This window comes from Parafannyhessea umbonata (assembly GCF_900111255.1).
Lineage (GTDB): Bacteria > Actinomycetota > Coriobacteriia > Coriobacteriales > Atopobiaceae > Olsenella_J > Olsenella_J umbonata_A.
Genome location: NZ_FOGP01000002.1, coordinates 353,401 through 368,158, shown reverse-complemented (window position 1 = coordinate 368,158; position 14,758 = coordinate 353,401). Strand labels below are relative to the sequence as shown.

Below are 14,758 nucleotides of genomic sequence, written 5' to 3'. Positions count from 1 at the left end.
CGGGCAACCGGAGCGTTGAATCATGTATCCGTTCGCTTACGACGAAGGGGTACTAAGATGAATGCTGCCGATACTGGCTTTGTTTTGCTGTGCGCGGCCTTTGTGCTGTTCATGACGCCAGGCCTTGCCTTCTTCTATGGCGGCCTGGGTCGCCGCAAGAACGTCGTCAACAACATCATGACGTCGTTCTTCTGCATTGGTGTGGCCATTGTGATGTGGTTCGTGCTGGGCTTCTCGCTGAGCTTCGGGACTGACGTGGCCGGCGTCATCGGCAGCATGCAGTACCCGTTCATGATTGGAGTCGAGGACGCGACGAACGGCTACGCGCCCAGCATCCCGCTGATGGTTTACGCGCTGTTCCAGATGATGTTCGCGGTCATCACGCCGGCCCTGATTGCCGGTGCCATCGCGGGTCGCATGAACTTCAAGGCGCTGTTCCTGTTCGTGGTGCTCTGGACCCTGGTGGTGTACTACCCCGTGGCGCACATGGTGTGGGGTGGCGGTCTTCTGGCCCAGATGGGGTCGGTCGACTTCGCGGGCGGCAACGTGGTCCACATCACCTCCGGCGTGTCTGCCCTCGTGCTGTGCCTGCTTCTGGGTCGTCGTCAGGGCTACGACGAGGCGAGCTATCGCGTGCACAACATCCCGCTGGTCGCCATCGGCGCGGCGTTGCTGCTCTTTGGCTGGTTCGGTTTCAACGCGGGAAGCGCGCTTGCGGCCAACGAGCTCGCGGGCCACGCGTTTGCGACGACGGCCGTCAGCTCTGCCACGGCCGAGCTCTCGTGGCTGCTGATGGACGTGCTTCACGACGGCAAGCCGACGCTGGTCGGCGCCAGCACGGGCCTGGTCATCGGTCTGGTGGCCATCACCCCGGGCTGTGGCTTCGTGCCCCTGTGGGCGGCCCTGGTGATTGGCTTCCTCGCGAGTCCCCTCTGCTTCTTCGCGGTGTCTCGCATCAAGAAGCACTTTGGCTACGACGACGCGCTGGACGCCTTTGGCTGCCACGGCATCGGTGGCATCTTTGGTGGCGTGATGACGGGCGTGTTCGCCACGTCCCAGGTGAATCCCGCCGTGCGCTGGGACGGCCTCGCGTTTGGCCAGTGGGAGCTCTTCGCGGCGCAGGTCGCCAGTATCCTGATCACCATCGCAATCGCCGTGGCGGGAACGTTGGTCGTGGCCAAGGTCGTGAGCCTGGTCGTCCCGCTGCGCGTGAGCGAGCGTGACGAGCGCGTGGGCCTGGACATCTCGCAGCACGGCGAGCGCGCCTACCCCTCGTTCAACGGACTGGACGACTAGGATTGCTGGTATGCGACCGTCGCGCGGCTGGCACGGGTGTCCGGTCGCGCGGCCTGTTGGGAGGCTGACATGTTCAAGATCGAGGCAATCGTCCGCGAGGAGAAGCTCGAGGACGTCAAGGAGGCCCTCTTTGGGATCGAGGTGCGCGGCATCACCGTGTCACAGGTGATGGGCTGCGGGACCCAGATGGGCTACACGCACAAGGTGCGCGGCAGCGTGTCTGCCATGACGATGCTGCCCAAGGTGAAGTTCGAGATCGTGGTCTCGACGCCCAACTGGGCCCAGAAGGTCATCAACGTGATCCGCGAGGCCGCCTGGACCGGCGAGGTGGGCGACGGCAAGATCTTCTGCTACGAGCTCGACCGCGCCATCCGCATCCGCACGGGCGAGGAGGGCTTCATGGCCATCCAGCCCGGTGCGCCCACGCCCGCGAAGGACTAGTGCCGGCCGAGGGGACAGGCGCTTCCCGGCCCCTCGCGCCGTTGCGATCTTAGGCTCTGTTGCGGCTGCAACGGACTGCGCCTCCCGTTGGTTCAGACTGTATCTGGCTGCAAGGGTTCGACGGGAGGTTGCGATGGCAGTGCCAGACATTGGTCAGGAGGGCGCGGACGCCTTTGGCGGCGACTTCGGCGCCGTGTTCGAGGCGATCAGGGCCGACGCGCAGAACGCCGCCTACACCGAGCGGGGAATCGACCCGCTGTACTCGGCGAGCGCCGAGGCCCGCATGGTGGTGATAGGGCAGGCGCCCGGGCGCATCGCGCAGGACAGCGGCGTCCCGTGGAACGACAAGTCGGGCGACCGCCTGCGCTCGTGGCTGGGCGTCGACCGCGAAACGTTCTACGACGCGCGCAAGGTCGCCATTGTGCCCATGGACTTCTACTTTCCCGGCTCGGGAAAGTCCGGGGACCTGCCGCCGCGCAGGGGCTTCGCGCAGAAGTGGCATCCGGTGCTTCTGGGCATGATGCCGCACGTTCGGCTGACCGTGCTCGTGGGCAGCTACGCCGTCCACAGGTACCTGGGACTCAAGGGTTCCGTGGCGCTCACGGACGTGGTGCGCGACTGGCGCTCGTTTGGCCCCGCGTACTTCCCCCTGGTGCACCCCTCGCCGCGCAACCGGATCTGGATGCGGAAGAACCCGTGGTTCGAGGCGGAGGTCGTGCCCGAGTTGCAGGCGGCGGTGCGCTCGGCCCTGGAGGGGTAGCGCGCCGGTGGTTGCGCGCTCGTGCGGGCGAGAAGTGCGCGGCCTGCCGGGTCGTCCCCCCGGTCGCTCCCGGTACCTGGCCCGCGCCCCAACTGTGCTGACGTTACGTTTTTGGGTATGTTTCGCGCGCGCGGCGGCCGGGCCGCACGCCGGGGGAGACAATCGGGTCATGGCGGCGCGTGTCCGCACGCCGTCCCCTTGACCGCAACCTCGCTGGGGGTGTCCCTTGGAGAGCTTTCTCTTTAGCGTCAACGCAACCCTGCCCATCTTCCTGACCATGCTGTGCGGCCTGCTGTTCCGCAGGCTGGGCCTCATGGACCAGAGGTTCACCGCGTACCTGAACGCGTTCGTCTTCAAGGTGGCGCTGCCCGCGCTCCTGTTCAGGGACCTCGCGACCCAGGACTTCGCCGACGCGTGGGACGGTCGCTACGTGCTGTTCTGCCTGGTCGCGACCACGCTGAGCATCGCGGCAATCGTGCTCCTGGGCCGCGCTCTGGTGCCGGAGCGCCCACGTCGCGGAGAGTTCATCCAGGTGAGCTACCGCAGCTCTGCGGCAATCCTGGGCCTGGCGTTCATCCAGAACATCTACGGCTCGGCGAGCACCAGCATGGGCGCGCTCATGATCCTGGGCAGCGTGCCCCTGTACAACGTCGCGGCCGTCGCCGTGCTGACGCTGACCGCCGAGGGGACCGACGAGGGCGGCGCCGAGGGCACGGGTGCCGACCAGACCGCTGACCTGGTGAGGAAGTCCCTGGTCGGAATCGCCAAGAACCCCATCATCATCGGCGTCGTGGCGGGCCTCGCCTGGTCGGTCCTGCGCCTGCCGATGCCCGGCATCGCGGCCAGCACCCTCAAGAACGTGGCCGTGCTCGCGACCCCGCTGGGGCTCATGGCCATGGGTGCCTCGTTCAGCATCGAGGACGCCAGGGGAGACCTGAGGCTCGCCGGCGTGGCGACGGCCATCAAGCTGGTCGTTCTGGTGGCCATCTTCCTGCCGCTTGCCATCCTGATGGGCTTCCGCGACCAGCAGCTGGTGGCGCTGCTGGTGATGCTGGGCTCCGCCAGCACGGTGAGCTGCTACATCATGGCGAAGAACATGGGGCACGACGGCACCCTCACCTCGACCGCCGTCATGATGACCACGTTTGGCTGCGCCGTCACCCTGACGCTCTGGCTGTGGCTGGTGAGCTCGCTCGGCCTGGTGGGGTAGGTCCGACCACTGGGCGTGCTTGACGAATGCTCGCAGGCCCTGGCGTGACGAGCCCGGCAGGACGTCCGTAAGTCCCGCGCGGCGGAGAAGCGCCTAGAGCTCGACGCTCTGGTAGAGTCCCGCGTCTGCAAATCCCAGGTGGCGGTAGTACTCGCGCGTGCCGACGGAGCTGATCACGTTGAGCCGGGCGTAGCCCGCCTCGCGCGCAATGTCGACGGCCCGGCTGACGAGCGCGCGTCCCAGGCCGCGGTGCTGCGCCGCGACGTCCGACTTGCCCAGGTGGGCGGCAATTCCGTAGACGTGCACTTCTCGGATCATGGCCTCGCCAGCTCCGGTGGGAAGCTCGTCCGCGGCGACGTCGGTCTGGCCGTCCTGGATGGCCTCCCACTTGGGGAGCGAGAGCCTCAGGAAGCCCGCGATGCGCCCCTGTGGCGTGACCCACTGCAGGAAGTGCTCCCGCGTGGTTGCCGTCTCGTACGGGTAGTCGTCCATCGTGAGGTCGTCGGCCCTGATGTTGCGTTGGTTGATCTCCCTGAAGCGGATGTCTTGCACCTTGCCGGCCAGCCCCGCGCGCTCGATCTTGCCCTCGACCATCTGGCGCAGGTTGGTCTTCTTGTTGCCCGCCAGGATGTCGTCGGCCCCGATGTCGCGAATCATGCGGCTGATGCGGATGTAGGGCGGGGTGGCCATGGTGTCGCTTACCAGCACGTCCAGCAGCTCGTCCTCGTCGTAGGGTCGCCACGCGCCTGTCCGGTAGAGACCGACCAGGCGCGTGCCTGCGACAAGGGCGCAAGGGTAGAGCTTGATCTCGTCGGGCAGAAACCCGGCGTCTTGCACGAAGGTCTGGAAGTCGCGCTTGTCCTCCTGGGGCGTGGCGCCCACGAGGTTCACCATCAGGTGCGAGTGGATCTTGAAGCCGTACAGGCGGATGAGCGAGAACGCGCGCTTGACCTGCGCGATTGTCGTTGCTCTCTGGTTTGCGTCCAGAATCTCCTGCCGTGTTGACTGGATGCCTATCTGGATCTTGGTGCAGCCCAGCTGGCGGAAGAGCTCGAGCGCCTGCGGGGTCACGGTGTCGGGACGCGTCTCGATGACCAGGCCCACCACGCGGTGCGCCGCGCGCTCGTTGCGCGCGTGCTCGGCGTAGAGCTCGTCCAGCGTTGCGGCCATGGCGTCGCCGGCCCTCTGGTGGGGCTCGCTCTGGGAGAAGAGCCGCCTGAACGACTCGTTGTAGCTGCTCTGTCCGGCGTCCACCTTGGCCTGCTCGCCCGCGACGAAGGCGGCAAGGTCTTCCTGGTCACTTGATATGCCCAGGTCGTGGTAGAGCCTCCAGCGCTCGTGGCGGTCCTGGTCCACGTTCGGCCAGTCGTTGAGCGCGCGGAAGAGCTCGCGAACGAACCAGATCTGGTAGGCACGTGGGTAGTCGCTCCAGGTGCCGCCCAGCACGATGAGCTCGATCTTGTCGATTGCGTGGCCCATCTGGTCGAGCGCGCGCAGGCGGGCTGTCACCTGCAGGTACGGGTCGAAGAACGAGCGCTCGGCGCGCTGGCACGCCGGCTCGTTCGAAAGGTAGCTCTTGGGCATGCGCAGGTCGCACGGGCAGTAGACGCAGTCGCTCGAGCAGGGCTGCGGGCGGGTGATGACCGTGATGGTCGCGACGCCCGAGGCCGTGCGTCGGGGCTTCATGCGCAACGTCTTGAGCAGGCGCCGCTCGAGCTCCTCGTCGATGCTCCAGCTGGCCCAGCGGTCGGGGTCGTTCTGTCGAACGTGCAGGTAGAAGGGGAGTATCCGTCTCTTCGAGAGGTGCTTGGCGTTGTCACGGATGCCGCGGTTGTGCCTGCGGACCACGGCCTCGAGCGCCTCGTGCCCCAGCGCGTCCTGCCCCTGCGGCAGCGCGCGCAGCCGCCCGAGTATGTCTAGCAAGAGTTCTTCCATAGGAAGCCATTATAGGGGCGCGACGTGGGGGCGCGCGTGGCCCAGAAGCGCGCGCATGCGCCCTCGCCACTTTTCCGCCATGTGCCGTCCGCTGCCGGCTGGGCTTAGAATGCTGCTATGGATACCAGAAGACCTGACATGGACGACATGGCCGACGACGTCGCGCGCCGCATGAGCCGGCTGAACAGCGAGTTCTACCGCCTGCAGGCGAGCTCGTTTTCCGCTACCCGACACAATCGCTGGCCGGGGTGGGACCGCTGCCTGTCGCATCTGGTGGGCGACCGGGCCGCCCCGTGGGATGCGGGCGGCGCCTCCCTGCGCGTGCTCGACCTTGCCGCAGGCAACCTGCGCTTTGCGACCTTCCTGGCACGAGCGCTCCCACGGCGGCGCATTGACTACCACGCCGTCGACAACTGCGAGGACCTCATGGCGACGGCCCCTGACGCCGTGTCTTCGGGGCGCGTGGCCGTGGCGACCCACAAGGTCGACGTGGTGGGGGCACTCCTGGACGGAGACCTTCCCACGCGCCTTGCGACGGCGGGGCTCGGTCCCGAGCTCGGGCGCGGCTTCGACCTGGTGGTCTCCTTCGGCTTCCTTCACCACGTGCCCGGGGAGGCCGCGCGGCAGCGGCTCCTGCAGGGCCTCGTGGCCGCGACGCACCCCGGGGGTCTTTGTTGCGTCTCGCTCTGGCGCTTCATGAGCGAGCCCGGCCTGGCCGAGCGTGCGCGCGCGACGACCGCCCAGGCGCTCGACGCCCTTGGGCTGGACGCGCAGGACCTTGGTCCGGGCGACTACCTCCTGGGCTGGCAGCGGCTTCCGGGCGCCTGGCGCTACTGCCACAGCTTCGGCGATGCGGAGGTTGAGCGGCTCGCGGGCGCGGTGGGGGATTCCGCCCGCCTGTTGGGGAACTTCTCGTCTGACGGAAGGACCTCCTCGCTCAACCGCTACCTTGTGTTCCGAAGATCGTAGGCGGAACTTTTGACTGCAAGATAGGCGCCACTCTCCGAATAATTGCCCCGCTAATTGATTACACTATTGTCATTGCGTGACACGCGGGATTTTGGTGTCCGCATCTTCTGCTGACGCGTGCAAGGAGGATCTGGCATGGGCGCTCTGTCTGCCATTTCGCGAAGGATGGGCACTCGCGCCCTCAACCTCGGGACCTCCCTTGCGCTGCGAGCGGGCTTCAGGGAGCAGCGGCGGATCATCGGCCCCGGCTCGCTCCTGTGCCTGCCGCAGGCCCTTTCGCGCATGGGCGTGACGAGCGTCCTGATCGTCACGTCCTCCGGCATGGTGCGCCGCGGCACCATCGAGCCCCTGCAGCGCGCGCTCAAGGTCAGCGGCATTGCGGCATCCGTCTATTCCGACGTCAAGCCCGACCCCACGGTCGCGTGCGTCGAGAAGGGCCTTGCATCCTACCAGGAGGGCTGCTGCAACGGCATCGTCGCCCTCGGTGGCGGCTCGGCCATCGACTGCGCCAAGGCCATCGGCATGCGCGTCGCCAACCCCGGTCTCACGATTCCCCAGATGCGCGGCGTCATGCGCGTCCGCGGCATGCTTCCGCCCCTGGTCGCCGTCCCCACCACGGCCGGGACCGGCTCCGAGGTCACGGCCGCCGCGGTCATAACCGACGTGGTCGACGGACGCGACTGCAAGTACCCCATAAGCGACTCGAGGCTCGTGCCCCGCCTGGCGGTGCTGGACGCCCAGCTCACGCTGGGACTTCCGCCCGAGGTCACGGCCTATAGCGGCATGGACGCGCTCTCCCACGCCGTCGAGGCATACGTCAACCGCTTCTGCCCGCCCGTCGCCTCCGAGGCCGCCCTCGAGGCCGTGGGCCTGGTCTTCTCGAACCTTCCCCGCGTGATGGACGACCCGTCCGACCTCGAGGCGCGCGAGTGCATGCTGACCGCCTCGTACGGCGGGGGGCTTGCCCTCACAAACGCGTTCGTGGGCTACGTGCACGCCCTTGCCCATGGCATCGGCGCGCTCTACGACATTCCCCACGGTCGCGCCATCGCAAGCGTGATGCCCGTGGTGCTCGAGGCCTACGGCAGCGCGGCGCACGCGCGCCTGGCACAGCTGTCGCACGCGGCGGGCGTGGGCGACCCCAACCTGCCTGACGACCAGAACGCCGCGCGCCTGATCGAGGGCATCCGCTCCCTCAACGAGCGCCTGGGCATTCCCGCGCACATCGAGCGTCTCGACCCGTCCGACTTCGACCTTCTGGCCGACCGCGCCCTCGAGGAGGCGACTCCCTGGTATCCCGTGCCCGTCATATGGGGTCACGAGCAGATGGTCGAGGTGCTCGAGCGCCTGCTGCCGGGCGCGTAGCCCGTAGTCCGAAGCTTGTGGCGGTCGCGGGTTGTGTGCTTAGGGCGCAGGTGGCGACGGTGCTGCGTGCCCGCGGGTTCTCGCGCGGTACCATTCCCAGGTAAACCCGTGGCCCGTCATCGCAACCAGAAAGGCGACGCATGATCAAGCTCGTACTGACCGACATGGACAACACCCTCGTCCCCTTTGGCGCGGGGCACGTCTCTGCCCGCGCCCGCAAGGCCATCGCGGCCGTCCGCGCGGCAGGCGTCCAGTTCGGCCCCGCCACCGGGCGCGACTACTTCGAGCTGCTCAGGTTCTTCGACGGCGACGACTCCTGCTTCCGGACGGGCATCCTCTCCAACGGCAAGAAGGTCATGGTCGACGGCGACATGCGCCGCGTGCACCTGATTGACAACGCCGCGCTCCAGCGCTTCGTCGACTACGTCCTCACGCGCGACGACTGCTTTGTGGGCGCCTACCCGCTTAAGAGCGCACCCCAGAACCCCGTCTGGTGCATGGGCATCCGCCAGCGCTTTGCCGAGCTCTGGGGCGACGACCTCTCGTTCGAGGCGCACGCCTGCGACGCCGTGCCCGACTTCGAGATCATCGGCGCCACCTTCGGCTGCGCCGGCACCCAGGCCGACGTCGAGGAGGTCATGGCCAAGGGTGCCGAGCTCTGTCCCGAGTTCGACTTCGTCCAGCCGGTCCCGCACTGGGTGGACATCCTGCCGAGCGGCGTCAACAAGGGCTCCTCGCTCACCGACCTCATGACCGAGCTCGACGTTTGCGCCGACGAGATCGTGTTCTTCGGCGACGCCGAGAACGACCTTGCCATCATGCGAGAAGTGCCCAACTCCGTGGCCGTCGCCAACGCCACGCCCGAGGCCGCCGCGACCGCGCGCTGGCACATCGGCGCCTGTGCCGACGATGCCGTCGCCCAGGCGCTCGAGGAGATCGCCCGCTGCGCCCAAAGCGGCCAGACGCCCTCGTTCATGCGCTAGCCGGATCCTGGCACTTCCCAACCTCTTCTTGCCCGGCTAGTCCTTGCGAGCGTGACTTTGTTGCGCTCGCCTGCCACATCGTGCCAATTGTCACCGCGTCGGTGACGATATTGTCGCCCTATGCCAAACTGTTGGTGCAACTCTCTATATTTTGCGGGCATGCGTACGTCACTTTGGCAGAGGGCGTGGTGGTTGCGGTGTTCCATTGGCTCAGCGGGTACAACTACGACTTTGCGTTGGCCACTATCCCGGTCCAGATTATTCTGATGGGCTACTACCTGTCTCGTCGCAACCTTCCCGGCAGGCAGTCGTGGGCGTTCGCCGCGGTCCTTGCGGCCAACCTGGCCATGACCATATCCGACATCGTCTCGTGCGAGATGAACGAGATATGGGAGCAGTTCCCCCTGTGGCTCATGTACGTGGTCAACATCCTGTACTTCCTGGGCTTCCTGCTCAGGGGCTGGGCGATTTTCTACTATGCGGTCGAGGCGCTCCACGCAGAGCGCGTGCTGGGCATACGCGTCATCAACGCGCTCTGCGTCCCCATCCTGATCATGGTGGCGCTGGTCGTCACCACGCCGTGGTTCGGCCTCATCTTCCACTTTGACCCGGGGGAGGGCTACCACAACACCTGGCTCTACCCCAGCATCTACTGGTCGACGTGGTTCTACATAGGTGCGCTCCTCTTCGTGCTGGTCACCTGCCAGCGTCGCTCCCAGCTCAGACTGGTCATCAGCCTGTACGTCTGCGACGCCATCCTGGTCGCGGCCATCCTCATGCGCGGGCTGTTCTCCCACACGCTGGTGACGAGCTTCTTTAGCCTGCTGGCAATCCTGGTCATCTACCTGACCGCTCAGAACCCTGACCTCTTCCACCATCCCAAGGTCCCGCTGTTCAACTACGGCGCCTTCGACGAGATGGTGTCCAACTGCCAGATACGAGCGGAGCGTTTCTCGGTCTTTGGCATCCAGCTGCGCAACTATGCCGTCGCCAAGCGAATCTACGGCGTCCCGCAGGTCGACCGTGGCATCGTCCTGATCGGCGACTGGCTTCGCCACCAGTTCCCCCAGTACTATGGGTTCTACATCGGCTCGGGCCGCTTCGTGCTCCTGTGCGAGGGCGGCGAGATGGATGCGAGGAGGTTGTCGTCCGAGATCCGTCAGCGCTTCCGCAGGCCCTGGCTGGACACCTCGACCGAGGTCGACTTCACTGTCGCCATGGCATACCTGCCCCTTTCGGTCGACAAGACGAACATCGTCGTCGTTCGCGAGTGCCTGGTGCGCGCCCTGATGGAGGCCGAACTCAGGGGAGAGGACCTCTTCACGATCAACGACTCCTACCTCGAGGCGCTCATTCGCGAGGCTGCCGTCGAGGGCGCGGTCATGAGCGCATTGCGCGAGAGGCGCATCGAGGTCTTCTTCCAGCCCATCTACTCCGTGCACGACCGCCAGATCACGGGGGCGGAGGCCCTCGCCCGCCTGAACGATCCCGAGATGGGCAGCGTTCCCCCGTCGGATTTCGTCGCCGTGGCCGAAAGGAACGGCAGCATTCGCGAGCTGGGGCGTCAGGTGTTCGCGGGTGCCTGCCTGTTTGCCTCTACGCATGACCTGCGGGCCCTGGGCATCGAGCGCATCAACGTCAACCTCTCTCCCGCGCAGTGTATGAGCGAGAACCTGGCCGAGGAGCTAATCCAGGAGGCGGCCCGTCGCAACGTCTTGCTTTCGGACTTCTGCTTCGAGATCACCGAGTCCGCCATGGACGACCTGACCCTCCTGCGCAGCCAGATGCTGCGCCTGATAGGCGAGGGCGCGACGTTCGCCCTGGACGACTTCGGCTCGGGGACCAGCAACATCGTTCGCCTTTCGACCCTGCCCATATCGGAGGTCAAGCTCGACGCCGAGACCACCCGCGCCTTCTTCAAGGGCGAGAGCCAGGTCCTGCGCTTCCAGATAGACATGCTCGAGCACATGGGCTTCGACGTCGTGGTCGAGGGCGTCGAGACCATGCACATGGCCTCGGACGTGCTCAACATGGGCGTCGAGTACGAGCAGGGGTTCTACTTCTCGCCGGCGCTGCCCGTGCGCGAGTTCACGGACTACCTCAAGCGGACCATGGATGAGGGCCCCGCGCCTGTTGGCACGAGCCCCGCGCTCGCCCCGGATTCCGCCTAGTGCCTGCCGCGGATCTCGCTTAGCGCCTGCCGCGGATCTCGCTTAGCGCCTGCCGCCCTCGCGGCCGTGCTGCGTACGCCTTGCCTTGCGCTTAGCCTTCGCCTTGTAGCCGGGCTTGACCTTCTGCTTCCGCGCGACGGCACGCCCGCTGCCATGTGGCTGCTTGCCGTCGTGGCCGAGCCTGGCGCTGTCCTGCCTTGTGCCATCCTGCTTGCCGCCCCTGGGGGGCGCGCCCTTCTTGCCTGCGTCCCTTGCCGTCGCGCCGCCGGCGTCGGCGGCCTTTCGCTTGGCCTTGGCGGCCTTGGCCTCGTCTTTTGGCTTGGGTTTGGGCCAGATGCTCAGTCCCGCGTCGCGCGCGGCCCTGAGCACGTCCTCGCTTACGTAGAGGCGCCGCTCGTCGTCCGAGCGCTGCGCCCTGAAGGCGCTCAGCAGCACGTGGGCCAGGCTGACGGGCAGCTTGGTGCCATCGGGTAGGTAGCGGCTGCCGGCAAGGCTCATCGACATGGCCTTGAGCCGCAGCTCCTTGGTCTCGAGGAAGGTGCTGCCGTCTGTGGGGATGGTGACGTACGAGAAAGTCGAGGCATCCGGGTTCGCACCCTCGTCCGCGTGTGTGGGCTCTTCGGGCTGCGTGAGCGTCACCGCAGCGGCGCCCAGCGCCTCGCGCACGAAGCGCGCCTTGGTCCGGACCTGCGGGGCGTCGCTCGCCGCTCCCGGCGCCCGGACGTCGATCAGCGCGCAGAGCCTGCGGCTGACGCGGTCGAACACCGCGAAGTCGAAGCACGCGTTGCTGGGCACGTCCCACTGGCGCGCGAGCCTGCCCAGGCCCGCGCCGTCCTGGTCGGCGAGCTGCGAGAGCGTGACGTTCTTCTTGAACCACAGGCGCGGGATGCTGCCGCTCTTGTCCAGCTCGCGCAGGGTGCGGCCGACGCGGCGGTGGAAGGTGGGGACCGGCTCGCCCTCGAGGGTGGTGACGCCCTCGCGCACGTCGTCGAAGATCGAGAGGAGCGTCGAGTCCTCCACGCCCAGGCGTTCTGCGGGAACCGTGGCCAGAAGGGCCTGGGCCTGCGGGTCGTCCGCCGACGCGACGAGGCAGACCTCGCCCTTGACGACGATGCCGCCCAGCGCGAACGCGCCCGCGCCAGCCTGTGGACCCGGGTTGGCCGGCAGCAGATAGACGGCGTCGTAGGCGTCGTACTGCGGACGGTGCAGGATCACGTTGGCGCCCTCGAGCGCGGTGTCGATTTCTTCTCCCTCAAGCGCCTCGCGCACAATGCGCAGCGCCGCCCGGGCCTGCTCCTGCGAGGTCGTGGCCAGAAGGATGGACTCTCCGTGCCAGAGACGCTCCCTGATGCGCGGGAGCTCTATGTGGCGCAGGATGGCCAGCTGTCGCGCGTCCGTGGCGTCAGCTGGCCGCGTGCTTGTGAAATCAGCCTGCGGCGAGCCGTCCGCCTTGGCTGGGGCTGGGCAGGGTCGCGCGTACGCGCCGTGGTAGCGAACGTAGCGGATCTTGGTCTGGCTGGCGGACGCCCGGGCGAGCGCCTCGATGGGATTGGGTGCCGTGGTCACGTCTTACCTTCCGCCTTGGGGCCTGCCGGCGCGGCCGTTGCCGGCTCCGCGCGCCTTCTTTCCGTGGTGCCTGCCGCGCGCCGCGTAGATTCCCTGCTTGGGGTTGGTTCCGGTGCCGTGGGACGCTCCCACGCCCCTGGCGGGCCTGCCGCTCTTGCCGCGCTTGCGCTGGGGGGTCTTGCCCTTCTCGCCCGGCGTGCCCTTCTGTCCCTTGGCGTCTCGCTTGGGGCCCTTGCCCTTGGCGCCCTCGCGCCTCGGGCCGTGCGGGCCGTCGGGACGGACCAGGCACTTGGGCCCGTAGCCGATGAGGTCCTCGCGGTGCGCGCGGTGGAGCGCCTCGACCACCAGGTCGTAGTTCTTGGGGTTGCGATACTGGATCAGCGCGCGCTGCATGGCCTTCTCGTGCGGGTTGGTGGGGCAGTAGACCTCCTGCATGGTACGCGGGTCGACGCCCGTGTAGTAGATGCAGGTCGAGACCGTCGAGGGCGTGGGGTAGAAGTCGGACACCTGCTCGGGGTTGTAGCCCAGGTCGCGGCAGAACTCGGCAAGCTTGACGGCCTCCTTCATGGTGGAGCCCGGGTGACTGCTCATCAGGTAGGGCAGAACGTACTGCTCCTTTCCGGCCTGCTTGCTGATGCGGTAGAACTCCTTGCAGAAGGCCTGGTAGGAATCGTTGCTGGGCTTGCCCATGACCTCGAGCACGGCGTCCGAGATGTGCTCGGGCGCAAGGCGCAGCTGGCCCGAGGTGTGGTACTTGGCGATCTCCTCGATGAAGCTGCGGTCGGGGTCGAGCATGGCGTAGTCGAAGCGGATGCCGCTGCGGATGAAGACCTTCTTGATGCCGGGGATGGCGCGCAGCTCTCGCAGGAGCTTGACAAGGTCCTTATGGGTCACGCGCAGGTTGGGGCAAGGCTTTGGACTCAGGCAGCGGCGATTCACGCAGGCTCCCGCCTTGAGCTGCTTCTGGCAGGCAGGTATGCGGAAGTTCGCCGTGGGGCCGGCGATGTCGTTGATGTAGCCCTTGAAGTCCGGGTCCTTGGTCATCAGGCGCGCCTCGGCCAGGATCGACTCGTGGCTGCGAGCCTGGATGATGCGGCCCTGGTGGAAGTTGAGCGCGCAGAAGCTGCACTGCCCCAGGCAGCCACGGTTGTTGGCGATGGAGAACTTGACCTCCTTGATGGCGGGGATGCCGCCCCTGCCCTCGTACATGGGGTGGTAGGTGCGCTCGTAGGGGAGCTCGTAGGTCTCGTCCATTTCCTGCGTGGTGAGCGGCATGCTGGGTGGGTTCTGCACCACGTAGACGTCGTGGGGATAGCCCTCGACCAGCGTGTGCGCGCTGAAGGGGTCGAGGTTCTTGCTCTGGATGCCGAAGCTGCGGGCATAGTTGAGCTTGTCTGCGCGCAGCTCCTCCCAGGTGGGGAGGATGACGGGGTCGTCGAGGTCCGCCAGGTTGCGCGTCTTGTATGCGGTGCCGTGGATCCATGTCAGCTGGCTGACGGGCAGGCCCGAGTCGAGCGCGTCGGCAACCTCGACCACGCTCTTCTCGCCCATGCCGAAGATCAGCAGGTCGGCGCCGGAGTCGAGCAGGATGGAGCGCTTGAGGTCGTTCGACCAGTAGTCGTAGTGGGCCAGGCGCCTGAGCGACGCCTCGATGCCGCCCAGGATGATGGGCGCGTGCTTGTACTGGCTGCGGATGAGGTTCGAGTAGACCACGGTGGCGTGGTCGGGGCGCAGGCCCATGACGCCGCCGGGGGAGTAGAAGTCCTTGCTGCGGCGGCGCTTGGCGACGGTGTAGTGGTTGACCATCGAGTCCATGTTGCCGCTCGAGACCATGAAGCCCAGGCGCGGCTCGCCCAGCACCCTGACGCTCTGGGGGTCCTTCCAGTCTGGCTGGCAGATGACGCCGACCTTGTAGCCGTGCGCCTCGAGCGTGCGCGTGATGATGGCCATGCCGAACGAGCTGTGGTCCACGTAGGCGTCTCCGCACACGTAGACGAAGTCGCACTGGTCCCAGCCGCGCTCGGCCATGTCCTGCTTGCTGACGGGAAGAAAGCTCATGTCG

At 66.9% G+C, this 14,758-nt stretch carries 11 protein-coding genes; 8 read left to right on the top strand and 3 right to left on the bottom strand.

The features are described from left to right. The first annotated feature begins 57 nt into the window (after nucleotides 1–57). The 4 genes from BMY31_RS04305 (at nucleotide 58) to BMY31_RS04290 (ending at nucleotide 3,707) form a co-directional block, all read left to right on the top strand. Complete coding sequence (locus tag BMY31_RS04305) at nucleotides 58–1,296, top strand: ammonium transporter (protein WP_091008600.1); 1,239 nt, start codon at nucleotides 58–60, stop codon at nucleotides 1,294–1,296. A 69-nt stretch (nucleotides 1,297–1,365) separates the two neighbouring features. Beyond that, complete coding sequence (locus tag BMY31_RS04300; RefSeq protein ID WP_078687029.1) at nucleotides 1,366–1,737, top strand: P-II family nitrogen regulator; 372 nt, start codon at nucleotides 1,366–1,368, stop codon at nucleotides 1,735–1,737. Nucleotides 1,738–1,870: 133 nt separating this feature from the next. Beyond that, the gene (locus BMY31_RS04295) at nucleotides 1,871–2,497 is read left to right on the top strand and encodes a uracil-DNA glycosylase family protein (protein ID WP_091008598.1); all 627 of its coding nucleotides are present in this window, start codon (nucleotides 1,871–1,873) and stop codon (nucleotides 2,495–2,497) included. Between the two features lie 226 nt (nucleotides 2,498–2,723). Further along, nucleotides 2,724–3,707, top strand: a complete 984-nt coding sequence (locus BMY31_RS04290; protein ID WP_091008596.1) for an AEC family transporter — start codon at nucleotides 2,724–2,726, stop codon at nucleotides 3,705–3,707. 93 nt (nucleotides 3,708–3,800) lie between these two features. Here BMY31_RS04290 and BMY31_RS04285 read toward each other — a convergent pair whose 3' ends face one another. Next, entirely contained in the window at nucleotides 3,801–5,642 is a 1,842-nt protein-coding gene (locus tag BMY31_RS04285; RefSeq protein ID WP_091008593.1) for an elongator complex protein 3, read from the bottom strand. Between the two features lie 117 nt (nucleotides 5,643–5,759). On the opposite strand from BMY31_RS04285, the gene BMY31_RS04280 reads away from it, so the two are divergent. The 4 genes from BMY31_RS04280 (at nucleotide 5,760) to BMY31_RS04265 (ending at nucleotide 11,130) form a co-directional block, all read left to right on the top strand. Continuing rightward, nucleotides 5,760–6,611: a class I SAM-dependent methyltransferase gene (locus tag BMY31_RS04280; protein WP_143802931.1), complete on the top strand. Its 852-nt coding sequence runs from the start codon at nucleotides 5,760–5,762 to the stop codon at nucleotides 6,609–6,611. A gap of 135 nt (nucleotides 6,612–6,746) precedes the next feature. Then, complete coding sequence (locus tag BMY31_RS04275) at nucleotides 6,747–7,976, top strand: iron-containing alcohol dehydrogenase (protein WP_091008586.1); 1,230 nt, start codon at nucleotides 6,747–6,749, stop codon at nucleotides 7,974–7,976. A 140-nt stretch (nucleotides 7,977–8,116) separates the two neighbouring features. Beyond that, nucleotides 8,117–8,959, top strand: coding sequence for an HAD family hydrolase (locus tag BMY31_RS04270; protein WP_091008582.1), 843 nt, complete (start codon nucleotides 8,117–8,119; stop codon nucleotides 8,957–8,959). A gap of 197 nt (nucleotides 8,960–9,156) precedes the next feature. Further along, nucleotides 9,157–11,130 (top strand): EAL domain-containing protein, encoded by a 1,974-nt coding sequence (locus BMY31_RS04265; RefSeq protein ID WP_143802930.1) that lies wholly within the window; start codon nucleotides 9,157–9,159, stop codon nucleotides 11,128–11,130. A gap of 42 nt (nucleotides 11,131–11,172) precedes the next feature. Here BMY31_RS04265 and BMY31_RS04260 read toward each other — a convergent pair whose 3' ends face one another. Both BMY31_RS04260 and BMY31_RS04255 read right to left on the bottom strand, forming a co-directional pair. After that, nucleotides 11,173–12,696, bottom strand: a complete 1,524-nt coding sequence (locus tag BMY31_RS04260; protein WP_091008576.1) for a hypothetical protein — start codon at nucleotides 12,694–12,696, stop codon at nucleotides 11,173–11,175. A gap of 3 nt (nucleotides 12,697–12,699) precedes the next feature. Further along, nucleotides 12,700–14,754, bottom strand: coding sequence for a YgiQ family radical SAM protein (locus BMY31_RS04255; protein ID WP_257612371.1), 2,055 nt, complete (start codon nucleotides 14,752–14,754; stop codon nucleotides 12,700–12,702). Between the last annotated feature and the right edge of the window lie 4 nt (nucleotides 14,755–14,758).